The sequence below is a fragment of the Amphibacillus sediminis NBRC 103570 genome, assembly GCF_001552275.1.
GTDB classification, from domain to species: domain Bacteria; phylum Bacillota; class Bacilli; order Bacillales; family Amphibacillaceae; genus Amphibacillus_B; species Amphibacillus_B sediminis.
On record NZ_BCQW01000010.1, the window covers coordinates 24393 to 47469 of the forward strand.

A 23077-nucleotide genomic window follows, 5' to 3' on the forward strand; every position below is an offset into this window, starting at 1 on the left:
CTTTATCTAGCTTATTAGACAAATTAAGGTCTTAACTCATCGTTCCAAAACAGTAATATAGTCTTAGCAACAACTAACCTGCTAGCGTTATCTGTGACTTGTTGACTATGTCTAATCATTTATTGACTTTCGATCATTTGAGCAAACTGATCATAAAGTGAAACTTCGTGCAGTGGGGGCTTCGACGCACAGGATGTGCGAGTGCAGACGTCGTCGCGAACTTAATCAGTTTCCTCTCTCCCCACTGAATGTTAGTTGAACCATCGGGCCGTTACTGGCTGTTGGATCTCCCACTTAGACATGACATGTTCCCTTACTTCTTATAGCGGGAGTCTTACAAAAGCCTTTCGATGGGGGCGAGTAATCGCAGCCCAGACAGTTACACTGCGATAAAGTAGATCGTTTTCTTATTTTTATTGGTTAAGTCCAGATCAATGAAGCCTGTGTGGTTACGGAGGAGATACAGGCTGACATCATTTCGTTATGATGGCTAATGTAACATGAGTTGATGCTCGTGATTGAGTCTAGCACGAATACCAACTTTTTCCTCTTGAACATGATATTGTTGGTCTCCAATTTTAATAATTGTACCTTCATGAGCTTTGTCAATCGAAATTTGTTGATCACTTGGAACAATGACAACTGTTTTTGTCCCCATCTTACCCCCTACCTCATGTATTTCGATCCCATTGCGCCCATAGATTTCGCCACCCCGAACAATTCCGTGAACCTTTACCACTCCTTCGGCTTGGATATAAGTATTAATACACGACCGACCAGTAACAATAATATCACCAGTACTGTATAGACGACTGTTCAGGCAATTAACCACGTTAATGGCTGCATCTTTATTATTTTGCCATTTACTAATCTCGAGAAGCAAAGCCATTTTATTAATGGTTTGTTCAAATTGAGTTAACGATTGATTTTGATGTGATAAACGCAAAAATAACCTATTTAGTTCGTTCGCCAGATCATCCCATTCTTGGTCGACTAATCCTAGCTTTTGCTCTGTGACCATTTTTATAAACGAACGTACCTCTGAGGTTAATGTTTTGAAGCGTTTTTCCTTAATTAGTGTGATAAGTGCTCCGATCCCTGACTCATGATATTGACTTTCCTTATATAAATCAGAAGTAACAATTTGATTGATCATGGCATACATTTGTTCAGCTTTTGTTTGGACCGTTTCTAATAAATATTGTAATTCTGGATCGACTTCTCCACCTACTGTGATATAAGATGAATTAACACTTGAATGTATTTGGATTAATTTAGCGGCATGGATCGTTGCCCCACTAACATCTTGATGTACATTCACATTGCCTCCTGATTTAATCATCATCCCTTCTGTCACTTGCCCGATTATTTGCACATCCCCTTGAAATTGAATGTGCCCCGATTCTAAATCAACATTGCCCTCGTGTACCATTTGGGGTAGAACCTTTGTTTTAACAATATTTCCGTTCTTTTCTATATAAGGACGACCATTTTCATTTGCAATAATTCGATCAGCTAATAATATCGTCCCACTTTGTGATATAACTTGAACAGGTTGGACGGGTTTAGCTTTTATCACTTCGTTAGTGACCGTTCGACCTGCACGTCCTGGTATTGGCAATCGAATCATTCCTATAATTTGGCCTTTTTCAACGGTTGGGATTTTTTTTCGCTCTCGATAATCAATGACCTGTTTATTCTGATTTTCAGCTAAAGAATCGGTGACTTTGGTCTCAACCTTTACCTCCATGTAACCATCGCTCCCCTCAGTAGCAGGAGTACCTTTAGCAATGATAAAGACTCCTCCCTCCTGCGATTGAAGCGCCTCAGTAATCGTTTCTTCTTTAATTCCAAATGTTATGTTTAGTTGGTCAAGCTTAGCTAATACTTTTTGATAGGTTAATGTTTGATTTAACTGATAATGTTCTTCTGTTTCTAACGTCATTTGATAACAGGGTGACATGTCCTTAACTGTCCGATTTATAATAAAACCGGGTCTGATCTCTAACTGTGCCTCTAGCATATTATCCGAAATTGTAACCTTCCATTCGGTTGGTTGTTGTTCAGTCACCGTTTCTATCTCAAGTCGATCTGATTCTTTTACAAAGATAAAGCCATCTTCAACGATTTGGCCATTTTTTATTAACTTAATACCATTGCCGATATTAATGGATGGATGATGCTTTTGTCCATCTCGAACATGAATTTGACCATCACGGACCCAGACCTTTCCTTCCAATGACGTTTGGTTATAATCAAGTGTTTCTACATTTCGATTATCTACTTGATCACCTCTAAACGATTCTTCACTCGAATCATTTTTGAATAGCTGCTCAACATCATCAAGGAGTTTATTATGATGGAGCATACCTTGATCAACATAAGCTGCCCTTGAGTCCGTTTGTTCATGTTGATCAGTCTGAAGTTGAATCAGCTTCACAATGGCTTCTCTACTCCTTATCCCTAGGAATCCTTTTTTCTCAGTTTGGATAATTTCAATATCAACCTGTTCAATCTTCAGATTGAGCGTCTTTAATCCCAAATCAATGGCTTCCTGTACCGTCGCACCTTTTGAAATAAACGTTTGCACAATTTCCACTCCAATTCTGCATTAATAACTTCATAACAACAATCCGATAGCGCAAGCTTTTATTACCTCGAGGCTGATTCGTGCTGTTATTTTTTGTGCAAAAAAAGCCCACCCAAATAGAGTGGACTTGTCGATATAGTTATATCGTATCCGCATCTCTTCGGTGACCCGGCGATCATAGAAATAATCCTTAGACCCGTGGCTTTGCGTCCTTGTTTTTCAACAAGTTTGCCTTTATCGTTATGCAGCTTTAAATTAATTTTTCCTAACAACATTATAGTAATTAAGTACTATCATTGCAAGATAAAGTCTTAAATTATAATGATTTATTACCCCACCAATATTTCCAGACAAAATCTAGCTTTAATCAAGCTATCTCTTTTAGGATATTTTCCCTATATCGTTTTAACGTAAAGCTTGAGATAATAGAGTGGTCAATCTTTTCAAACTTAAAATACTTTTTAATAGACAAATAGACATTTATGTTTTAATATACTATATATAGTGATCAAAATTGTTTTTGATCACTATATATAGTATTTTTTAGTTATAGTATTTTTTAGTTTTTTACATAATTCAGCATAAAAATATAGCTAAATATTTTGCTATTTCAACATATCAAGGAGGACGACATGATGTCAGTTGTTATTGATCAAATTGAACAAAAGCTAGATCAGCTTGCAGAAGTGCACAAAGTTGATTTAATAGGATTGAAAGAAAAGATAAGGCAGGTAGGAGAAAACCATGAAGATAAACAAGAAGCAGCTCTTTTCTATGCCTTAAATCAAATTGCAATGGATCAACCAAATTGGACATTTATTGCTGCGAGCTTTTATCTCGACCAGCTTTATCAGGAAGCAGCATCTAATCGGGGGTATAGCCACACTAAAAAGTATGGCAATTTTTTTGCTTTAATTCAGACCTTGGTTGACGAAGGAATTTACAGTTCTGCACTCCTTGATGGATATAGCCAAGCAGAAATTGATCAGCTTGAAAAGGAAATTGTTGCTGACCGTGACCAACTATTTAATTATATCGGTTTGTTTTTATTAGCAGATCGCTATTTAGCTCGTGACCACGAACGTCATTTGTACGAGTTACCACAAGAACGCTTTATGATTATTGCCATGACACTGATGCAAAATGAAGCAAAGGAAAAACGACTTGGATTAGTAAAAGAGGCATACTGGGCGTTAAGTAATCTTTATATGACTGTTGCTACACCAACTCTATCGAATGCTGGTAAGAGCTATGGACAGCTTTCATCTTGTTTTATCGATACAGTTGATGACTCTCTCGATGGGATCTACTTAAACAACTGGGATATCGCTCGTCTAAGTAAAGATGGCGGTGGAATCGGTGTCTATTATGGAAAAGTAAGAGCACTTGGCTCTGATATAAAGAAATTTAAGGGTAATTCATCGGGTGTTGTACCTTGGATTCGCTTAATTAATGACACTGCTGTTAGCGTTGATCAGCTTGGCCAACGACAAGGTGCAGTTGCCGTTTATTTGGATATATTCCATAAAGATATCATGAATGGTTTTCTCGATTTAAAAACAAATAATGGAGATGAGCGCCGAAAAGCACACGATATCTTTACCGGTGTCAGTATCCCGGACTTATTTATGGAACAGTTAAAGGTTACTGATGAAAATGGTAAGAGTATTGGGGAATGGCATACATTTTGTCCACATCAAGTTAAGCAAATAATGGGCTGGAAGGACGAGCAAGGGAATCCACTAGGTTTAGAAGATTTTTATGATGAAGAAGACCGAAAATATTTTACAGAGAAATATCAAGAGGCGGTTAATCATCCGTTACTGTCACGTAAAACTTATCGAGCTATGGATATTATGGCTCGCATTATGGTCGCACAGCTTGAAACAGGGACACCTTATATGTTCTACCGTGATGAAGTCAATCGACAGAACCCAAATAAACATGTTCGTGGTTTAGGACGTACATCGATCTATTCAAGTAATCTTTGTACAGAAATTGCCCAAAACATGTCCCCGACTGCAATTGTCAAAGAATATCAAGATGAAGACGGGAATATTGTCATTGTTCGTAAGCCTGGTGACTTTGTTGTCTGTAATTTATCTTCTATTAATTTGGCAAAAGCCGTTCCAGCAAATGTGCTTGAACGCTTAATAAATGTACAAGTTAGAATGCTAGATAATGTGATCGATCTGAACACAATCAGTGTCGGACAAGCACAGGCTACCAATCAAAAATATCGCGCCGTTGGTTTAGGTACATTTGGCTGGCATCACTTACTCGCACTCGAGCATTTATATTGGGAATCTGATGAAGCCGTTGATTATGCTGATCGTATCTACGAGGATATCGCCTATTATACGATCAAAGCATCGATGGATTTAGCAGAAGAAAAAGGAGCCTATCAGGCCTTTGCTGGTTCAGAATGGCAAACCGGTCGTTATTTTGAACGTCGCCAATACAGTGGAAAACGCTGGGACGAGTTACGCCAAGCTGTTGCTGAAAAAGGACTACGAAATGGTTGGCTGATGGCTGTTGCACCGAACTCATCAACAGCTAAGATTGGTGGCTCAACAGATGGGATTGATCCAATCTATGCAGTTGAATACGCTGAAGAAAAGAAAAACTTTAAATTTAAAGTAACAGCACCCGACCTTAACCATCGTACCTATGCTTACTACCGTCGCGCTCGACATGAGCTTGATCAGGTCTGGAGTATTAAGCAAAATGCTAAACGCCAACGCCATATCGATCAGGGCATTAGCTTTAATTTATATGTACGCCATGACATTAAGGCTCGCGATCTATTAAATCTGCACATGTCCGCTTGGGAACATGGTTTAAAAACAACCTATTACGTTAGAAGTACATCCCAGACGGAAATAGAAGAATGTGAAGCATGCCATAGTTAATAAAGGAGAATGTTTTATGTCAGATACAAATACACCTTTAACAAAAATAAAACTATTAAATCCAACCTACCCTAATAAGTCGACAGGATTGATCAATGGTCAATCCTCCGGCTTATTAAACTGGAATGATATTGCCTACCCGCAAATGTATGATTTATATCAAACCTTACTTGCGAACTTTTGGAAGGCACAAGAAATTAATATGCAGGATGACATTAAGCAGTGGGATCAGCTATCTGATATCGAAAAAGATGTATTTCTGCGGGTTAATACGCAGCTGGCATCCCTCGATAGCCTGCAAACCCCAACCATGACTCAAGTCATGGATTATGTGAGTGATTCTAGCTTTAAAGCTATCTTTGCCGTCATTGCTCAGCAAGAAGCTGTTCACAATGAGTCTTACTCTTATATATTAAGTTCACTCGTTCCTCTAAGTGAGCAGAATGAGCGCTTTAATCAAGCGAAAGCTGATCCAATTGTGCAAAAAAGAAATCAACTTATTTTAGATAGTTATGATGCCTTTCATCAGGAACCAACACCACAGCGTTTGTTTGAGCTAGCGATTAATTCGATTAATTTAGAAGGGATTTACTTTTATGCTGGATTTGCCTTCTTTTATCATTTAGCTCGTCAACAAAAGATGTTGAAGACAAGCTCAATGATCAGTTACATTCAACGTGACGAAATGCAGCATGCCTATTTCATCTCACAATTTATTCGGATTCTTCTTACTGAAAATCCAGAATTAAATACTGAGGCTAATATTAACTTTGCCTATCAAACGATTGATCAAGCTGTCCAACTTGAGAAGGAGTGGGCCGATTATATCCTTCAGAATATTACAGGCATTGATCTAACAGAGTTTCATCAATATGTCGAATACTTAGCTAATAAGCGCTTGCGTCAAATCGGTTTAGACAATTATTATCCTGAGCGTGACAATCCAATGGCTTGGATTCATGTTTTTAGTGATGAAATGATGAACGAAACCAAATCAGATTTCTTTGAGCAAAAATCACGAACCTATACGAAGGTCTCTTCTTCTAATGGTTTTGACGAGCTTTAGAAAGGAACGGTCGTTATGAAAGCAGCGATTATATACAGTTCGATTACAGGAAATACGCTTGCTTTAGCAGAAGCTATTTATGCTGAAATGAAGCAACGCGTGAATCATGTTCAGTTAATTCCCATTGATGAACTAGACTATCAATGCTTGGCTGACTACGATCTGATCGCAATAGGCAGCTATACATGGGACAATGGAGACATTCCTCCTGAGATGGACCCATTATTCTGTGAAATGGAAGAACAAGATTTAAAACATGTCAAAACGGGAGTCTTTGGTACGGGTGACAGCTTCTATCCATACTTTTGCGGTGCCGTTGATCTGTTCCGAGATATGCTCTATGTCCATACTGACCTTGCTGTTACATTAAAAGTTGAGCTGATGCCACAGCAAGAAGACTATCGTAAAGTTAGTGCATTTTGTGATCGATTAACCCGTGAGCATGTCCTTGTCTAACAGAGGTTAGGACATCGCAAAATCCTTAAATATGAATGCCACTTATTGAGTGTAACACTTTTGTTGACAGATACTCCTTTCTATCGACATAGCATCGTGCTTACAAGATATAAGTCAGTTAAGCATTGACACTAGGACGTGGCGATTTTAGCCCAACACTCCTCTTACTCTTAGTGGGATCTTCTGCTTGAGCTTTTCCCGCTAGAGTATCGCCAATTGCATCGACTAGTTATTGAATATCATTAGAAAACTCGGCTTATCACCAAGTCCTATGGTGAAAACCGAGTTTTTTTCTTATCCTTTATTCAAATTGAAAAGTTATCCTTTCATTAAATACAAAAAAGAAAGCATTAGAATGAATATTACGTTGATCAAACTTTATTCTAAAGCTGCATTTGTTTTTAAAAATAGCCTAAGGTACCCTATTCTATAGCTTTTTTCGTAAATTACGATTTTTCCCTTGACAATGTATTAAAAGATTTATATGTATGTACAAACAATATTAAATATAAGCTAGTTAGAATTGAGGTATTAGTTATGCTTGATAATTATTTGAAGGAATGCCTATACTTTACGTCAAGTCGTTTAAGTAGGATTGTTACTAAAATGGCGGAGGATGAATTTGCAATGAGTGGCTTATCACCAACCTATGCTTATTTACTAATGGCTGTTTATGATAAGGAAGGAATTTCTCAAAAGGAGTTAAGTGGAATTCTCCATCTCAAGCCTTCTACCGTAACGCGTCTGATTGAAAAGCTTAATTCCAAAGGTTTGGTCTATAGTATTGTAGAAGGTCGGATGTCACTCATTTATACAACGGAAAAAGGAAAAAATCTTGAGAAAACCATTCATGAATGTTGGATGAATCTTCGTCGTCGATATAGAGACATATTGGGTGAAAAAGAAGGGGACGAATTAACCCTTCGTCTAGATAAGATAAGTGATCAATTGGAAAATAAAGATTAAGGTCTTTATTTTCACCCAAATAGTTGCTTGTACAAACAAATTAAAGTCTGGATGGAAGGAGGAGAAAGTCGTGACACCAGGCTTTAAAAATAAACACATATACAAGGAGGATTTTTATGAATCAAAGTGTGGGAAAGCCTCAGGGTCCCATTTTAGTTCTAGGAGGTACTGGGAAAACCGGAAGAAGAGTGGCAGAACGACTTACTAAGCAAGTGATGCCAATAAGGATTGGCTCACGATCCAGCAAACTACCTTTTAATTGGAATGATCAAGCCACCTGGAGACCACTGTTGGAGGGGATAAGTGCTGTCTATATATCTTATTACCCTGATTTGGCCTCACCGGGCAGTTCTCGTTTTTATAAGATGACACTACTTCATACTTAAACTTACTTGAATAAAACTTATTGGACATAAAAAGCTCCCCCTAAGGCAAAACAGATTTTTATTTTTTAATCTGTCTACCTTAGGGGGAGCATATCACTATTCTAAATGTTTTGAGTCAGCCTCTTATTTTTAGCCAAATTGCGCTTGATGTAAGCGACTATATGGACCTTGTTTAGTGATTAATTCCTCATGGGAGCCTTCTTCCTCAATACCATTCTTCGTCACAACGACGATACGATCAGCGTGCTTGATAGTGGCTAAACGGTGTGCAATCACTAGCGTTGTCCGGCCTTTAGCCAATTCATTCAGTGATTTTTGAATCGCTATCTCTGTTTCGGTATCTAAGGCAGAGGTTGCCTCATCTAAAATAAGAATTGGCGGATTCTTTAAAAACATTCTGGCAATAGACAAACGTTGCTTTTGACCACCAGATAGTTTAACCCCTCGTTCACCGATAACGGTCTCTAAACCGTCTGGTTGTTCTTTAATAAAATCATCTAATCGTGCCTTATGTGCAGCAGCTAGAATCTCCTCATCAGTAGCATCAAGCTTGCCATAGGCAATATTTTCTTTTATTGTACCCGAAAAGAGGAATACATCCTGCTGTACGATACCGATTTGACTTCTTAATGATGATTGTTTAACTTTGCGTATGTCTATGTCATCAATGGTGATCGCACCTGCTGTCACATCATAAAAACGTGGTAAAAGACTACATAGTGTTGTTTTACCAGCACCTGACGGCCCAACAAAGGCCACTGTTTCACCAGGGGCAATCGTCAAATTAATATCATTTAGGACATTTTCTAACCCTTCATAGCCGAAGCTAACATTCTGATACTTAATGTTTCCTACGACATTAATGTCTACTGCATCTGGTGCATCTTGAATCTCTGGCTCTGTATCAAGAATTTCAGTGTAACGTTTGAAGCCAGCAAAGCCCTTCGGATAACTTTCAATAACTGCATTAATTTTTTGGATGGGTCCAATTAAAATATTGGTTAGCAAAATAAAGGCAACAAACTGACCATGTGATAGAGATGAACCAATAACAAAATAAGAACCAAACATAAGAGCAGATAGCGTAATAAGACGCATCAGCATGTAATTTGCTGTGACGTTTTGGGCCATAATTTTATAGGAAGCTAGTTTGGTACTTCGATATTGGGTATTGTTTTTAGCAAATTGCTCCTGCTCATATTGCTCATTAGCAAATGCTTTAACCACACGAATACCACCTAAACTATCCTCCACTCTTGCATTAATATCTGCAACATCACGAAACATTCGTCTAAAGGTTGTCGTCATTTTTTTGTTGAAATGGATAGCAAAGACAACAATTAATGGCACCACAGTAAAGATAATAAGAGCAAGCTGCCAATCAATTGATAACATGATAAGTAATGAGCCTATTAATGTCATCAGAGCTACAAAAACATCCTCAGGTCCATGGTGAGCAACCTCTCCTATTTCCTCTAAATCCTTAGTTAACCGGGAAATAGAATGTCCAGTCTTACTGTTGTCATAATAACTGAAGGAAAGCTTCTGCATATGCTTAAATAACTTACGGCGCATGTCCGTTTCAATATTAATCCCAAGCATATGCCCCCAATAGGTGACAACAAAATGAAGCCCGGTATTTAGAGCATAAATCAACAATAAGCCTAGTGAGGACCATAAAATAACTGACCAATTCCCTTCCGGCAGCAACCGATCAATCACAAAGTTAACGGCAAGCGGAAAAGCCAGCTCCAACAAACCTACTAAAACTGCTGAGCAAAAATCTAGCAAAAATAAGCCCTTATATGGCTTATAGTATGCGAAAAAACGTGATAGCAACGATATCCCCCCCTCTTAACATGCTGCTTCTTTTTCTATTGCAACTCAAAAAAAAGTAAATTATATTATATCGCTAAATAAATCCCAAGACAAGTAACTTGTCTTGGGATTTGTAATTTTACGATCTAGTCAATTCGATAATTAAATGTCCGAGCAGCAATTAAACTACTTACAACGATAAAGCCTATTAAAAAAAGTACAATTAATAAATATTGATGATAGTTGTGTTCGACAGCTGCCCTCAAACCATTTAATAGCCATTGAAAAGGGTTATATCTAGCCAATTGCTGAACCCACCTAGGTGCTAAGTCTAAGTTATAAAAGCCATCACTAACAAGAATAAGTGGCATGGTTATCACATTTGCCATAATACTCATCTGCCCCTCATTCTTTGCCTTACTCGAAATGAGAAAACCAAGATTGACATACCCGACTGCTGCTAAAAACAGCAATCCTATTATAAGTGGTAAAGCAATCAATGAAATCGATATTTGAAAGAAAAGCATACCTAATAGGAAGATAATCGTTCCTGCTAAACTAGCAATAAAGGCCCAAGAGCAGGCGGTACTGATGATATAATGTACGAATGGCATTGGCGTAAGGCGTAATACATGATAGACACCACGTCTTCGTTGGGATAAAATTTGAAAAGCTGTCGTCATAAAACCATACATTAAAATACTAATAGCAGTAATTGCTAATAACATGGTTATAGTCGGTGTAAAATCGAAGAAATATGTTAAGGAAATAATCGCGACCAATGGAATAAAAATCGACCACGTTAATAAATAATGATCACGAGAGGCATGTTTGATCGTGATCCAAAAAATTGTACGCATGACAACCCCTCCTATACGAATTGAAAAAATAGTTCTTCGAGATTTTTGGCTTGATGTCTTTCGACAAGCTCTGTTGGAATACCTTGAGCGACAATCTCACCGTGATTGAGCATTATAATATAGTCAGCAATTTGTGTTACTTCCTCCATATCATGTGAAGAGAATAAAACGGTCACCCCTTCATCCTTCATACTTATTAACATATTTCGTATCTGCTTTTGTGCCTTCGGATCTAATCCCGCAGTTGGCTCATCTAAAATAACCAATTCTGGTTGATGAATCGTAGTTAAGGCAATCGCTAATCGCTTTTGTTGACCAATCGAGAGCTTAGCAGCTTGCGTTTTTCGGCTTTTGACTAGGTCAAAGCTGGCCAGCTTTTCTGTTAGGAGCTCTTCAGTCAGGTCAATACGATAAAAGCTTGCAAAAAGTTTAATATTTTCTTCAACCGTATAGTCTGAGAATAAAGGCGTACTCTGTAATTGCACTCCCGTTAAGGCATGAAACGCTTCTTCCCAATAAGTAATTGTGCCAGCTGTAGGTTTAATTAGGCCCAACAGCAAAGCAATCGTTGTTGACTTACCAGCCCCATTTGGACCAATCAAAGCGATAAGCTTATGCTTAGGTATGGATAGATTTAGATCATGTATGACCTGATGGTTACCGTAAAACTGATTAACCTGATTTGTTTCAATTAAATTCATATAATTCACCCCTTTAAACAAGAATGTATATTCAACTTTGACTATATGGTTATTTTTTAATCGCCTTAAAAAAGGCGACTAAGGAATTATTTAATAATGGCCAATGCTTGGTCAACAAATTTTTGTTGCAGGGCAATGACATCAAACATATGATTAAAAACTAGCTCGGTCATAGGTGGCAGCACATTGCCTGTAGCAGATTTTTTAAGAGCTAGGCCTTCCTCTAATGCGGTAAATTCAGTTTCTAGCCTGTCTTTTTGTTCTAAGAGTGCTGTTCTAGCTTGTTCTACACTGAGTCGATCCGCAAAGGATAAGCCGGCATATAGAGTTGTTGGATAACTCACTGTCGCGTTCTGTAGCGACTCAACAATCAGGTCCCGACAGTATCGTTGCCCTTCAGCTGTAATATGATAAATCGCTTTCTGGCGATGACCTGTTTGGGCAATTTCTTTTACTTTGATATAACCATCCTGCTCCAGCTTCTTCAAGGCATTGTAGATCGAGCCAATTAAAACTCCAGCCCAACGCTCTGCATCTGACAGTTGTAACATTTGCTTAATATCATAGCCTGACATTGGCTTAATTTCTAGTAAAGCCAATACTAATAATTTTGTCATCTCAACCTCCATATAGTCAACTTTGAATATTCATAATATACTTAAATGGAATGATCCTGTCAAGATAAAATTGCAAAATTTAATCATTTCACGTAAAATAGACTATAATCAAAAGATTGGAGGTGGGTAAAGATGTTGAATATGACTGTTTCGGTTTGTCAAAATATGATTAAATGCTTACTTTGCAGCCGAGCAAAATTTGCCATTTTAGTTGTTGACGGGATACGTATGCCCTTTTTTAGTAACCGTATAGCAACACTACAGTCAGAACATCTCTTACCCACATGACGTAAAAATCGATTTGTTGAGCCATGAGAGACGTTGTTCTCCATGGCTTTTTTTATTTCTGTTCATGTGTGTAGAGTTCTATTTAGGAGGACAACACATGATTATTTGTAGCGTAAATCAGATTAGTAAAATTTATGGTGGTCACACTATCTTTGAAAATATAACATTCGAAATTAAAACAAGTGAACGAATTGGCCTAGTTGGTCGCAATGGTAGCGGAAAAAGCTCCTTGCTCAAAATCATCACCGGTGAAGAAACACCTGATCATGGCGCTGTTCATTGGAAAAAAAACCTGAACATCGGCTACTTAGCTCAAATACCAAACACACCTAACACGACAACAGCCTATCAATTTTTATTAGAGGCCTTTTCGTCCCTGCTAAAATTAAAACATGAGCTGACACGCATTGAGCAAAAGCTAACCCAACCTGACTTACCATATTATGATCGGTTAATTGATCAATATGGGCAATTGCAGGACCAATTTTCCCTATCAGGCGGCTACGAGATTGATGCTAAAATTGCTCGCATTAGTTCGGGGCTAAAGATCAGTCATTTATTAGATCGGGACTTTTGTACATTAAGTGGTGGTGAAAAGACCAAACTTGGGCTTGCCTATGCTTTACTACAGGCACCAGAGTTGCTTATCCTAGATGAGCCAACCAACCACTTAGATATGTCCGCAATCGAATGGCTAGGTGATTTTCTAAAAGACTACTCTGGTAGCGTGTTGCTTGTTTCTCATGATCGTTATTTCCTTGACCAAATCGTCAATAAAATCATTGATTTAGAGGAGGGTCAGTTAACGATTTATCCAATGAATTATAGTCAATTCATGAAAGCTAAGGAAGAAAGACTCATAGCTGAATTTAAGGCTTACCAAGATCAGCAGAAAAAGATAAAAAAAATGAAGGAAACAATCAAACAACTGAGGATATGGGCAAATCAAGCTAACCCACCTAATGAAGGGCTGCATAAACGAGCACGAAATATGGAACGTGCTTTAGAAAGAATGAAGAAGCTGTCTAAGCCTGTTTTAGAGGCAAAAAGAATCGGTTTAGATCTTAGTGCAGCAAATCGTAGTGGTCAAGACGTCATCGTACTCAAGAATGTCAGTAAAGCTTTCCAGGATCAACTTCTCTTTGAGGACATTAATCTTTCTGTCTACTTCAAAGATCGTGTTGCTATCATAGGGGATAACGGAACTGGCAAGTCAACATTATTAAAAATAATGCTTGGCGAGCTTGACCCAGACCAAGGTGGAGTTAAGCAGGGTAGTCAGCTGAAGATTGGTTATTTATCACAACAACCCTTTGCTCACTTATCATCCGAATCTGTCATGGATGTCTTTAGAGATAAGGTAGTACTGTCTGAAGCGCGTCATTTTTTAGCTCGTTTTATGTTTTACGGACACCACGTGTATAAGAAAATTAGCCAGCTAAGCGGGGGTGAGCGAATGCGGCTCAGGCTAGCTCAACTGATGCAGCAAGATATTAACTTACTTGTTTTAGATGAGCCAACCAACCATTTAGATATTGAGTCAATTGAGGTGCTTGAGGATGTCCTTGAGCAATTCCAAGGCACGATTATTGCCGTATCCCACGACCGCTACTTTATTAATAAATTATTCACTAAAATTTATTGGATTGAAGACCGGCAAATTCATCATTACTTAGGTAATTATCAAGAAGCAAAACAGAAAAGACAACAGCTTGCTAGCCAAGTGTTTTCGAATAAACAAGCAACATCCAAGACCCGTTCTGATCGATCAAAAACTAAACTGAACAAGCTCGAGGCAGACATTATCAAGCTAGAAGAACAATTAGAGCAGGTCATCGGGCCTGAACAATCAAAAATTGTTCAGCAAAAACAACGGCTAGAAGCAGAGTGGGCTAAGCTTGTTGAGACCCTTGACTAGGTATAGTTCATGAAGAGAACCAGCTTGCAACGGTGCAAGCTGGTTTATTTAATCAGGGCTCGATATGAGTTGCCTATTTCTTTTGTATAAAGCTTAAATCTAGCCTTTCATTTGTTGAAAACTAAAGCTATTAACTCGAAATAGAAGTGTCAATTTAGCCTATCCATCTCTACTGGCATCGCTCGATTAGAGATTAGCTATTGCTTTAGTAACCCGAATCCTTATCTGTAATGTTGTCGAGCATATCATGATGGCCTCGCTGTAATGGTTTTTCCGCAGGTCCTTCTATAACTTCGCCCGTATAAGAGAACCTTGAACCATGACAAGGGCAGTCCCACGTTCGTTCAGCTGCATTCCAATTCACTTCACAACCAACATGCGTACAAGTCGTATCAACGATATGGAGTTGACCTTCATTATCTCGATAAGCACCTTTTCGTTCCCCTTTTAAGTTCACTACAGCCCCTTGGTCGTTAGCTAAATCTTGTAGCTTCTTGTGAGACACTTCCATTTTTCCTTTAACTAAATGCTTGACCACATCAGCATTTTCTCTAAAAAATCGCTTAAGGCTTGGATCTGCATAAAAGCGAGATGGTGTATATAACGATTGATATGGATTATCGTTTTCTAAGACAATATCCTTAAGTAAGCGTGCAGCTGCTGTCCCATTCGTCATCCCCCATTTTCTAAAGCCCGTTGCGATCAAAACATTGGGTTGTGTTGAGGTAATTGGACCAATATATGGCATTCGATCTAAAGTAATTAAATCCTGTGTGGACCAGCGGTAGATCGCTTGATCGATCCCTAAGACATCCTGTCCAAATGCTTCCAACGCTTTATAATGCTCACAGGTACACTTTCCCTGTCCTGATTTGTGACTTTCTCCACCGATCAGGACAATTTCCTCTCCATTCATCATGGCAGATCGAAGCGATCGACTTGGTTGATCCACACTTAAATACATGCCCCCGGGATAGTCTTTTTTCGTTTTGCATGCGAGCACATACGAACGCTCTGCATACATTCTTGTTGAATAAAATCCTGTTCCTTCATAGAAAGGAAAATGTGAGCAAGCAATAACATGTTTTCCGCTAACACGGTGCCCGTTACGGGTAAGGACAGTTGTATGGTGATTATCTTCTTTTACATTTACCGCAGTTGTTTGTTCAAAAATTAGCCCGCCCCCATCTGTGATCACTTTAATGAGCTGCGTCAAATACTTGAGCGGGTGAAATTGCGCTTGGTTTTCCATTTTCAAAGCACCCTGTACTTTGATATTAAATGGGATATCATCAACTAGCTCAGCATTAATGTTTAGTTTTTGATAGGCAGTAAACTCCTGCTTCAGTTTACTTGTATATTGTTCAGTTGTTGCATATAAATAGGCATCTTGTTGGCTGAAGTCACAACTGATTTGATGTTCATCGATCGTGTCCTTAATCAATTGCATCGCTTCCATATTAGCTTCGTAATACAGCCTTGCCTTACTTTGGCCGAAATGGTTAATAAACTCGTCATAAATTAAATTATGCTGAGCAGTTATTTTGGCAGTGGTGTGACCTGTAGTACCATTCAGTAAATGGTCTGCTTCTAATAAAGCAACCTTTATTCCTTCCTTGACTAAAAGGTAGGCTGTCGTAATACCTGTTAGTCCTCCTCCCACGATTACAACATCCACTTTCACATCTTCATTCAATGGATTAAAATTCGGTATACTTATCTTATCTCGCCAATATGGCTCTTGAACTGTCACCAGTAACCCTCCATTTATCAATTGATATCTCCTTTAGGGTTTCCAATTTTTGTTCTTTTAAACGAGGAACTTTCACTTGTGTGTTGCCTGAAGCGAAAATCAAATGCTCCCCCAAGATAAGTTTTTCAAAAACAAACAGCCTTCTCAATACTCTTTTGAGTACTGAGAAGGCTAGTCTACATCTTGACACAGTGGCAACAGTAACATTTAATAGATCGGGATATTTATCGCAGAGTAACTGGCTGGGGCTGCGATTACTCGCCCCATCGAAGGGCTTTTGTAAGCCTCCCACTTCAAGAAATAAGGGAACACGTCATTTATAAGCGGAAGTAACGGCCCGATTGGTTTAACTAACGTTCAGTGGGGAATGGAACCCCCCCATTGAACGAAGTTTCACTTTATCGAAAAAGGTGTGCTTTCTAGCTCTATCGAATTGAAAAAATGATGAGCTCTTATGAATCAAAAATAGCTAAGCATCGTCCATTCCGTATCCATGAATCTGCAAATGTGAGCATCTTTTTTTAAGCTCTGCGATAAACTCACTTTTGTTTTTTGGTGAAATTTTCACACTACCAAAAGCAGCTGTTTTATAAAAAATCTCAATCCCATCTTTTGAGGTCAGTATTCTATAGCCATATAAAATTGCTTTTGTTGGTGCAACCTTTGTAATAGCCTGATACGAAATTCGACTCCTAAATGGCCCACCCTTTATTAGTAAGTAGTTTTGATGAAAAACATATTTGACTGTACAGCAACACCATAAGATAAAACCAGCCATAACCAAGAAGAGTGAAACTGATTTAAGAATTGCTGGTAATTTAACTCCTTCGTCAAGTCCTAATGGCAAAAATGACACCAGTCCGATCGTCAGTATAACAATAATCATTAAGTTAATATAAAAGGCATCTACTTTTGGACGAAACATCATAAGAAAATAGCCCCCTCTCCCATTTACACTGTCATTGTTGCATCAGCATCTGATTAAGAATAGATAAACTAAGCAGATCACGCCCTTAATCTAAATAATAAATAAAAAACTCTCTTTCAAAATCGAAAGAAAGTCAACATACCCAATGATGGAGCCTAGGGGGATCGAACCCCTGACCTCTACGCTGCCAGCGTAGCGCTCTCCCAGCTGAGCTAAGGCCCCGTTTTTTTAATTCCTAGAATATTATAGCGGATTTTAATAAAAAGTACAATCCTTAATTGACTTTAATTTAACCTTAGTCAAAAGTGCCTTGGTGTACTTGCGCTCAGACTTTATCAAGCTTTGCTCTTCTTGGAGTCCGTGACATCCGCTAGAGGTTTTATCTTAGCGGCACTGCTCCTCACTGCATGGTAGATTGATCTGACCACTTATAGAAATGTAGGCGTTCTGGGGTTTGACAAAGCTAGCTGTCATTGGTTAAACTATAATTAATTTAAAACGGAAAGGGTGAATGGTTAGGCCGATGAAGTATTAATCCTATTTTTACACGGTTAATTAAATCAAGTGAACTTTTCAGCTTATTTAGAAGCTTATTTTAATATGTCTTGATTTAATAAACAAGAATAGGATGTCATCGGTATAACATGAACCACTGAACAATGTAGCTAATTTGTTTAAGTATGCTTATTAGCCTATGCCTCCTATTCTTGCCATTTAGAATAAGGAGGCGTTTTTGTCTCCAGATAATGGAGTGATATGATGATTTTGATTGAATTAACTGATATAAAAAAAGAAATAAACGGAGCAAGCCTGTTTGAAATTGATCACTTGCAAGTTGATAAGCAGGCGCGAATTGGTTTGATTGGTAAAAATGGTTCAGGTAAATCAACATTGCTAAACTTAATAGCTGGACATGATCAACCGGAACATGGTCATGTTAAACGATTCGGTACAATGCAATTGTTGCCACAGCTTAAGGACACGAGCACAACGGAAAGTGGAGGAGAAGTATCACAACGCTATATTGACAAAGCAATAGCTAAAAAAGCTGATCTTTTATTAGCGGATGAACCAACAACTAACTTGGACAAAAAACACATCGATAAATTAGCTCAGCAATTCAAGCGTTGGCATGGTGCGATTATTGTCGTTGCCCATGATCGCTATTTCCTTGATACAATTTGTAAGCAAATATGGGTAATTGACCAAAAAAAAATTAAAGTCTATCAAGGCAATTACAGTGACTATCAAAAGCAAGTACGCTTAGAAATTGAACAACAAGAGGCTGCCTATCAACAATATCTTCAAACAAAAAGGCAGCTTGAGCGCGCCTTAGTTTTAAAGGAACAAAAAGCACAGCGGGCAACTAAAAAGCCAAAGCAAGTTAGCCGATCAGAAGCAAAGATTACAGGAGCTAAACCATACTTTGCCAAAAAGCAAAAAAAGCTTGAACAAACAAAAAAAGCCATTGAAACTCGGTTAAACAAGCTTGAAAAAGTTGATAAAGTTTATCAGGAGGATCCAATTAAAATGGAATTACCTGAAGTGGATCGCTTAACAGGCCGCGTTGTAATTAGAGCTGCCAACATAGAAGGTTATGTCGGTGCTCGCAAGTTATGGGCCCCAGCTAGCTTTCAAATTAATGGTGGGGATAAAGTAGCCATTATTGGTAATAACGGAGTGGGGAAGTCGACCTTAGTAAAGCAAATCATCGATCAGGTCGAGGGTATGTCCCTCTCCCCTGCTCTCAAAATTGGCTACTTTAGTCAAAAACTTACCGAATTAAAGCTTTACGATTCAATCTTAAACAATGTCCGTGAGACTTCACAACAATCGGAAACATTAATTCGAACAGTTTTAGCAAGACTCCATTTTTATCGTGATGATGTCTATAAACCTGTTGAAGTGCTAAGCGGTGGAGAACGAGTAAAAGTGACCTTAGCCAAGCTTTTTGTGAGTCATGTCAATACTCTAATATTAGATGAACCAACGAATTTTCTAGATTTAGAGGCTGTTGAAGCACTCGAATCACTTTTGCTTGACTATCCGGGCACGCTGATCTTTGTTTCCCATGATCAACGTTTGGTTGAGCAGCTAGCTGAAAAATTGATCTTAATTGAGCATCAACAACTCAGCTTCTTCCCTGGATCACTACACGACTATCAACAACGGCTAATGCCTGAAGAAGAAGAACTAGATCTAATGATTTTGGAAACACGTATTTCAGAAGTATTAGGTAAACTTAGTATCGAACCTAGTGAAGAACTTGAACAAGAATTCCAACAATTATTAAAAAAGAAACAACAGTTGAATAATGACCAGTAAAGTTCTATGAGGCTGGGACAAAACGAAATAGATAGCATGAGAATCCGAACATTTAACATAGTGGAAACAAAAACGAAGACTCCTATGGGAAAGCACGAGCTGAAGATCCACTGTGTGAAGTGCCTTTCTTCACACAGTTAGCTAAAGCCGTGCCCACGGCTAGGGAGACACTGAATTTATCAAGATGTCTCCTTTATGCTGGTAAGTGCTAGGGAGACACTGAATTTATCAAGATGTCTCCTTTGTGCTGGCAAGTAAAAGCGAAGGGTTTTGTCGAAACGGTATATGTCTTTGTATTAATGTTCGGATCTCATCTATCTAATTATACTTTTGTCTCAGACTCATTTTTTTGCCTATTTGTATTCATCTTATTGACAACTTAGAGAAAATAATTTAATATTTAAGTAAATAACTAATTAACTAATTTACAAAGGGGAAGTGATGATGAAAGAAGCGTTTAAGGCGTTAGCTGACCCAACCAGAAGAGAGATTCTAAGCATATTAAAAAATAAGGATTTAACCGCTGGAGAAATTTCAAACCATTTTAATATGTCTAAACCTAGTATCTCACAACACTTGAAAATTCTTAAGCAGGCGGAGCTTGTCTATGATAGAAAAGAAGGGCAATTTGTGTTTTACAGTTTAAATGCGACTGTATTTCAAGAATTAATTAGTTGGGCGATGCATTTTATTAATAAAGGGGATGAATCGGAATGAAAAAACATCTATTACCTCTGATCATGTTTATCATTTTAGTTGGTACTTGGGTTTTCTTCTATAAGCAACTTCCAGATCAAGTTCCAATGCAATGGGGTGCTGATGGAACCGTAAACTGGTATGCACCTCGAATGGTTGCTATGCTATCAAATCTAGGTTTATATCTAATTATATATGGTTTAATCTTTAACCTACCAAAGGTTGATCCAAAAAAGAATAAGCATAAGATTTTTTCTAAATCTTACGGCACGATCACTTACAGTATCTTAGTTTTATTTTTTGCTATTAATCTGTTAACTATTCTAACCAGCATTGGCTACGATATCGGTATTCATCATTTCGTTCCTATTTTAATCGGAGTGCTGTTTATTACAGTAGGCAATCATATGCAAACCATTCGCCCTAATTGGTTTGTTGGCTTTCGGACACCTTGGACCCTTGAGAATGAGGAAGTTTGGCGTAAAACCCACCGGATTGGAGCACGATTACTGATTGCAACTGGGTTTATCTTTTGTTTTATGCCTTTCTTTAATGAAGCAATGTTATTACCTATTATTCTATTGACCATTCTAATTTTGGTTATTATCCCGTTCGTCTATTCGTATCTGCTTCATCGAAAACTTACGAAATAGAACTGCAGTTTGATCGAGCTGTCTCGGTCAAACTGTCCTTCAATCTTGACAAGCTTAAATGAAAGAGATAAACTTAGTTTATTATCATTTTTGATAATGATAATAAATCTAAATCATTATTTTTTACCAATCCGCTTAAGCTTAATTTTCTAAAAAGGAGGTGATTAAGATGGAATGGGCAGAATTACAAGGTATACTTGAATTTCTTCTCCCACTTATCATTTTACAGTTTATTTTAATGGTTGTTGCACTTATTGTTTGGTTTAAGACAGAAGAGACAAGAGGCTCTAAGTGGTTATGGTTATTTATTATCCTCACGGTTAGTGCAATTGGACCTATTTCATTCTTCGTAATTGGACGACGACAAAATTAAATGCAGAGGAGCCTGAACAGATATGCTTCATGTTAACAACTTAACCAAAAATTATGATAGCATTTTCGCTGTCAATAACATTTCCTTTTCTCTACAGCCTGGTAGTTGTGTGGCATTGCTTGGTGTCAATGGGGCTGGTAAAACGACAACACTTAGAATGTTAGCAGGATTGATTAAGCCTACCAAAGGTGAAATCGCTTTTGCCGGGGCAGATAGCCACACAGATATTCGGTCATATATTGGTTATTTACCACAATACCCCGTCTTCCATGGCTGGATGACAGGTGAAGAGTTTCTCGTCTATGTTGGTCAATTAGCTAACTTAACTAAAGATCAGGCAAAAGCACGTGCTAAACATTTACTCGAAAAAGTTGGGATTGCTGAGGCTAAGAAAAAGCGAATAAGTAAATATTCTGGCGGAATGAGGCAACGATTAGGAATTGCTCAAGCCATGATCCATCAGCCAAAGCTGCTCATGCTAGATGAACCTGTTTCTTCACTTGATCCAATTGGTCGCCGTGAGATCCTTACCTTACTAGAGGAGTTAAAACAAGAAACGACCATCCTATTCTCAACACATATTTTAAATGATGCTGAAGAAATCAGCGATGCCCTTCTGTTAATGGATAAGGGGAAATTAGTAGAACAAGGCACTTTAAAGGAGTTACGTCAAAAGTACCAAACACAAAAAATTGAGCTCAGCCTCATTCAATACACCGAACAACAAATTGAACAGCTTAAGCAGCTTGATCATATCATTGATGTCCATATCGTTAAAGATAACTTGGTGTGTATCATTGATGACACTGAACTTGCTCGTCAATCTATACTTAAAGCCACTTTAGCTCATAATTGGCCATTAATGCAGTTTACCGTTTCTCGTACCACACTAGAGGATCTATTCGTGGAGGTGGTTGGCAAATGAAACAACTTATCACTATTTACAAAAAAGAATGGCAAGAAATCGCACGAAATTATAGTTGGATATGGGTACCTATCGTATTCGTCCTTTTTGCTATTATGGACCCGATCTCGAATTATTATTTACCTATCATTTTGGAGAAAGTTGATGGAATTCCAGAGGGAATGTTGTTAGAGCTTCCTGAAATCTCCGCTGCCGACGCCATAATGATGGGCTTGGCTCAATTCAGTACCTTTGGCGTGCTAATTGTTATATTACTAACGATGGGAACCATTGCCGGTGAGCGGAAAAGTGGCATTACTGAACTCGTGTTAGTTAAGCCAGTTAAGCTCCATAATTATGTTATAGCTAAATGGTTAACAAAACTATCCTTCTTCATTCCTGCATTTATCTTTGCAATGCTTGTAGGCTGGTACTATGTCAATATTTTATATGCAACCATCCCATTTAGCGATTGGATTATGATGATCATCTTTTATAGCTGTTGGATTATATTTGTTATTTCATTAGCGATCTTTTTTAACACAATCGTTCAAGCGCCTGGTTTAGTAGCTGGACTAACTTTACTTACACTGGTTGCCATGTCCATTTTTAATAGTATTTTTTCTAATCGACTACCATGGTTTCCAAACAATTTAAGTCAGCATATTGGCGTCATGTTGCACAGTCATCACATCGCTCCTGAGCTTTGGGGAACTGCTCTGATCACGGTGATATTAAGTATCATTTTACTCATCACCTCCTGCTACACATTAAAGCAAAAACTTTTATTCAAATAAGTTTGTCGACGTTGAAAGCGATCGGATAAAGTAAAACTTCATTCGTGGGGGGTTCGACGCATAGGATATG

General features: G+C 38.1%; 20 protein-coding genes, 1 tRNA gene and 1 riboswitch. Of the genes, 13 read left to right on the forward strand and 8 right to left on the reverse strand.

Annotated elements, in window-relative coordinates:
* Positions 1-490 precede the first annotated feature (490 nt).
* Positions 491-2590 carry a FapA family protein gene (locus ASE01S_RS08050; RefSeq protein ID WP_067840815.1) on the reverse strand — a complete coding sequence of 700 codons (2100 nt, stop codon included), beginning with the start codon at positions 2588-2590 and terminating at the stop codon, positions 491-493.
* A 159-nt stretch (positions 2591-2749) separates the two neighbouring features.
* Positions 2750-2833: riboswitch (cyclic di-GMP riboswitch) on the reverse strand.
* Between the two features lie 392 nt (positions 2834-3225).
* Here ASE01S_RS08050 and ASE01S_RS08055 point away from each other — a divergent pair.
* From ASE01S_RS08055 to ASE01S_RS08075, 5 genes are all read left to right on the forward strand, one after another.
* Positions 3226-5502, forward strand: coding sequence for a ribonucleoside-diphosphate reductase subunit alpha (locus tag ASE01S_RS08055; RefSeq protein WP_067840817.1), 2277 nt, complete (start codon positions 3226-3228; stop codon positions 5500-5502).
* Positions 5503-5518: 16 nt separating this feature from the next.
* Positions 5519-6568 (forward strand): ribonucleotide-diphosphate reductase subunit beta, encoded by a 1050-nt coding sequence (locus tag ASE01S_RS08060; RefSeq protein ID WP_067840819.1) that lies wholly within the window; start codon positions 5519-5521, stop codon positions 6566-6568.
* Between the two features lie 15 nt (positions 6569-6583).
* Positions 6584-7024: a flavodoxin domain-containing protein gene (locus ASE01S_RS08065; RefSeq protein ID WP_067840822.1), complete on the forward strand. Its 441-nt coding sequence runs from the start codon at positions 6584-6586 to the stop codon at positions 7022-7024.
* A gap of 606 nt (positions 7025-7630) precedes the next feature.
* Positions 7631-7990, forward strand: coding sequence for a MarR family winged helix-turn-helix transcriptional regulator (locus ASE01S_RS08070; RefSeq protein ID WP_245630342.1), 360 nt, complete (start codon positions 7631-7633; stop codon positions 7988-7990).
* A 116-nt stretch (positions 7991-8106) separates the two neighbouring features.
* Positions 8107-8376 (forward strand): SDR family oxidoreductase, encoded by a 270-nt coding sequence (locus ASE01S_RS08075; protein ID WP_067840827.1) that lies wholly within the window; start codon positions 8107-8109, stop codon positions 8374-8376.
* A 129-nt stretch (positions 8377-8505) separates the two neighbouring features.
* Here ASE01S_RS08075 and ASE01S_RS08080 read toward each other — a convergent pair whose 3' ends face one another.
* The 4 genes from ASE01S_RS08080 to ASE01S_RS08095 form a co-directional block, all read right to left on the reverse strand.
* Positions 8506-10215 (reverse strand): ABC transporter ATP-binding protein, encoded by a 1710-nt coding sequence (locus tag ASE01S_RS08080; protein ID WP_067840830.1) that lies wholly within the window; start codon positions 10213-10215, stop codon positions 8506-8508.
* A 125-nt stretch (positions 10216-10340) separates the two neighbouring features.
* Positions 10341-11054 (reverse strand): ABC transporter permease, encoded by a 714-nt coding sequence (locus tag ASE01S_RS08085; protein WP_067840833.1) that lies wholly within the window; start codon positions 11052-11054, stop codon positions 10341-10343.
* 11 nt (positions 11055-11065) lie between these two features.
* Positions 11066-11755, reverse strand: coding sequence for an ABC transporter ATP-binding protein (locus ASE01S_RS08090; RefSeq protein WP_067840835.1), 690 nt, complete (start codon positions 11753-11755; stop codon positions 11066-11068).
* Between the two features lie 86 nt (positions 11756-11841).
* The gene (locus ASE01S_RS08095; protein WP_067840837.1) at positions 11842-12372 is read right to left on the reverse strand and encodes a PadR family transcriptional regulator; all 531 of its coding nucleotides are present in this window, start codon (positions 12370-12372) and stop codon (positions 11842-11844) included.
* 141 nt (positions 12373-12513) lie between these two features.
* On the opposite strand from ASE01S_RS08095, the gene ASE01S_RS16335 reads away from it, so the two are divergent.
* Together ASE01S_RS16335 and abc-f (ASE01S_RS08100) are read left to right on the forward strand one after the other, a co-directional pair.
* The gene (locus ASE01S_RS16335) at positions 12514-12660 is read left to right on the forward strand and encodes an RAxF-45 family protein (protein ID WP_281176894.1); all 147 of its coding nucleotides are present in this window, start codon (positions 12514-12516) and stop codon (positions 12658-12660) included.
* A gap of 97 nt (positions 12661-12757) precedes the next feature.
* Positions 12758-14578: a ribosomal protection-like ABC-F family protein gene (abc-f, locus tag ASE01S_RS08100; protein WP_067840839.1), complete on the forward strand. Its 1821-nt coding sequence runs from the start codon at positions 12758-12760 to the stop codon at positions 14576-14578.
* Positions 14579-14783: 205 nt separating this feature from the next.
* On the opposite strand, the gene ASE01S_RS08105 is transcribed toward abc-f (ASE01S_RS08100), so the two are convergent.
* From ASE01S_RS08105 to ASE01S_RS08115, 3 genes are all read right to left on the reverse strand, one after another.
* Positions 14784-16331, reverse strand: a complete 1548-nt coding sequence (locus ASE01S_RS08105) for an FAD-dependent oxidoreductase (protein ID WP_067840841.1) — start codon at positions 16329-16331, stop codon at positions 14784-14786.
* A 469-nt stretch (positions 16332-16800) separates the two neighbouring features.
* On the reverse strand, positions 16801-17259 hold the full coding sequence (locus tag ASE01S_RS08110; RefSeq protein ID WP_067840843.1) for a PH domain-containing protein: 459 nt from the start codon (positions 17257-17259) through the stop codon (positions 16801-16803).
* A gap of 149 nt (positions 17260-17408) precedes the next feature.
* Positions 17409-17481, reverse strand: a tRNA-Ala gene (locus tag ASE01S_RS08115).
* 534 nt (positions 17482-18015) lie between these two features.
* Here ASE01S_RS08115 and abc-f (ASE01S_RS08120) point away from each other — a divergent pair.
* From abc-f (ASE01S_RS08120) to ASE01S_RS08145, 6 genes are all read left to right on the forward strand, one after another.
* A complete protein-coding gene (gene abc-f, locus ASE01S_RS08120) occupies positions 18016-19584 on the forward strand; it encodes a ribosomal protection-like ABC-F family protein (protein ID WP_373277941.1) in 1569 nt (522 codons plus the stop codon).
* A 444-nt stretch (positions 19585-20028) separates the two neighbouring features.
* Positions 20029-20301, forward strand: a complete 273-nt coding sequence (locus ASE01S_RS08125) for an autorepressor SdpR family transcription factor (RefSeq protein WP_067840845.1) — start codon at positions 20029-20031, stop codon at positions 20299-20301.
* Positions 20298-20933 carry an SdpI family protein gene (locus tag ASE01S_RS08130; RefSeq protein WP_067840848.1) on the forward strand — a complete coding sequence of 212 codons (636 nt, stop codon included), beginning with the start codon at positions 20298-20300 and terminating at the stop codon, positions 20931-20933. Before ASE01S_RS08125 ends, ASE01S_RS08130 begins: the two co-directional genes overlap by 4 nt.
* Before the next feature lie 169 nt (positions 20934-21102).
* Positions 21103-21306 (forward strand): PLDc N-terminal domain-containing protein, encoded by a 204-nt coding sequence (locus tag ASE01S_RS08135; RefSeq protein WP_067840850.1) that lies wholly within the window; start codon positions 21103-21105, stop codon positions 21304-21306.
* 22 nt (positions 21307-21328) lie between these two features.
* Positions 21329-22231 carry an ABC transporter ATP-binding protein gene (locus tag ASE01S_RS08140; RefSeq protein ID WP_067840853.1) on the forward strand — a complete coding sequence of 301 codons (903 nt, stop codon included), beginning with the start codon at positions 21329-21331 and terminating at the stop codon, positions 22229-22231.
* Positions 22228-23007, forward strand: coding sequence for an ABC transporter permease (locus ASE01S_RS08145; RefSeq protein WP_067840855.1), 780 nt, complete (start codon positions 22228-22230; stop codon positions 23005-23007). The genes ASE01S_RS08140 and ASE01S_RS08145 overlap by 4 nt, the downstream gene beginning before the upstream one ends.
* The last annotated feature ends 70 nt before the right edge of the window (positions 23008-23077 follow it).

Coding starts and splice junctions, on each gene's coding strand:
- ASE01S_RS08130 (WP_067840848.1), top strand. CDS start 20,298: ATGAAAAAACATCTATTACCTCTGATCATGTTTATCATTTTAGTTGGT.
- ASE01S_RS08125 (WP_067840845.1), top strand. CDS start 20,029: ATGAAAGAAGCGTTTAAGGCGTTAGCTGACCCAACCAGAAGAGAGATT.
- ASE01S_RS08110 (WP_067840843.1), bottom strand. CDS start 17,259: ATGATGTTTCGTCCAAAAGTAGATGCCTTTTATATTAACTTAATGATT.
- ASE01S_RS08090 (WP_067840835.1), bottom strand. CDS start 11,755: ATGAATTTAATTGAAACAAATCAGGTTAATCAGTTTTACGGTAACCAT.
- ASE01S_RS08085 (WP_067840833.1), bottom strand. CDS start 11,054: ATGCGTACAATTTTTTGGATCACGATCAAACATGCCTCTCGTGATCAT.
- ASE01S_RS08095 (WP_067840837.1), bottom strand. CDS start 12,372: ATGACAAAATTATTAGTATTGGCTTTACTAGAAATTAAGCCAATGTCA.
- abc-f (WP_067840839.1), top strand. CDS start 12,758: ATGATTATTTGTAGCGTAAATCAGATTAGTAAAATTTATGGTGGTCAC.
- ASE01S_RS08135 (WP_067840850.1), top strand. CDS start 21,103: ATGGAATGGGCAGAATTACAAGGTATACTTGAATTTCTTCTCCCACTT.
- ASE01S_RS08145 (WP_067840855.1), top strand. CDS start 22,228: ATGAAACAACTTATCACTATTTACAAAAAAGAATGGCAAGAAATCGCA.
- abc-f (WP_373277941.1), top strand. CDS start 18,016: ATGATGATTTTGATTGAATTAACTGATATAAAAAAAGAAATAAACGGA.
- ASE01S_RS16335 (WP_281176894.1), top strand. CDS start 12,514: ATGACTGTTTCGGTTTGTCAAAATATGATTAAATGCTTACTTTGCAGC.
- ASE01S_RS08055 (WP_067840817.1), top strand. CDS start 3,226: ATGTCAGTTGTTATTGATCAAATTGAACAAAAGCTAGATCAGCTTGCA.
- ASE01S_RS08070 (WP_245630342.1), top strand. CDS start 7,631: ATGGCGGAGGATGAATTTGCAATGAGTGGCTTATCACCAACCTATGCT.
- ASE01S_RS08075 (WP_067840827.1), top strand. CDS start 8,107: ATGAATCAAAGTGTGGGAAAGCCTCAGGGTCCCATTTTAGTTCTAGGA.
- ASE01S_RS08060 (WP_067840819.1), top strand. CDS start 5,519: ATGTCAGATACAAATACACCTTTAACAAAAATAAAACTATTAAATCCA.
- ASE01S_RS08065 (WP_067840822.1), top strand. CDS start 6,584: ATGAAAGCAGCGATTATATACAGTTCGATTACAGGAAATACGCTTGCT.
- ASE01S_RS08140 (WP_067840853.1), top strand. CDS start 21,329: ATGCTTCATGTTAACAACTTAACCAAAAATTATGATAGCATTTTCGCT.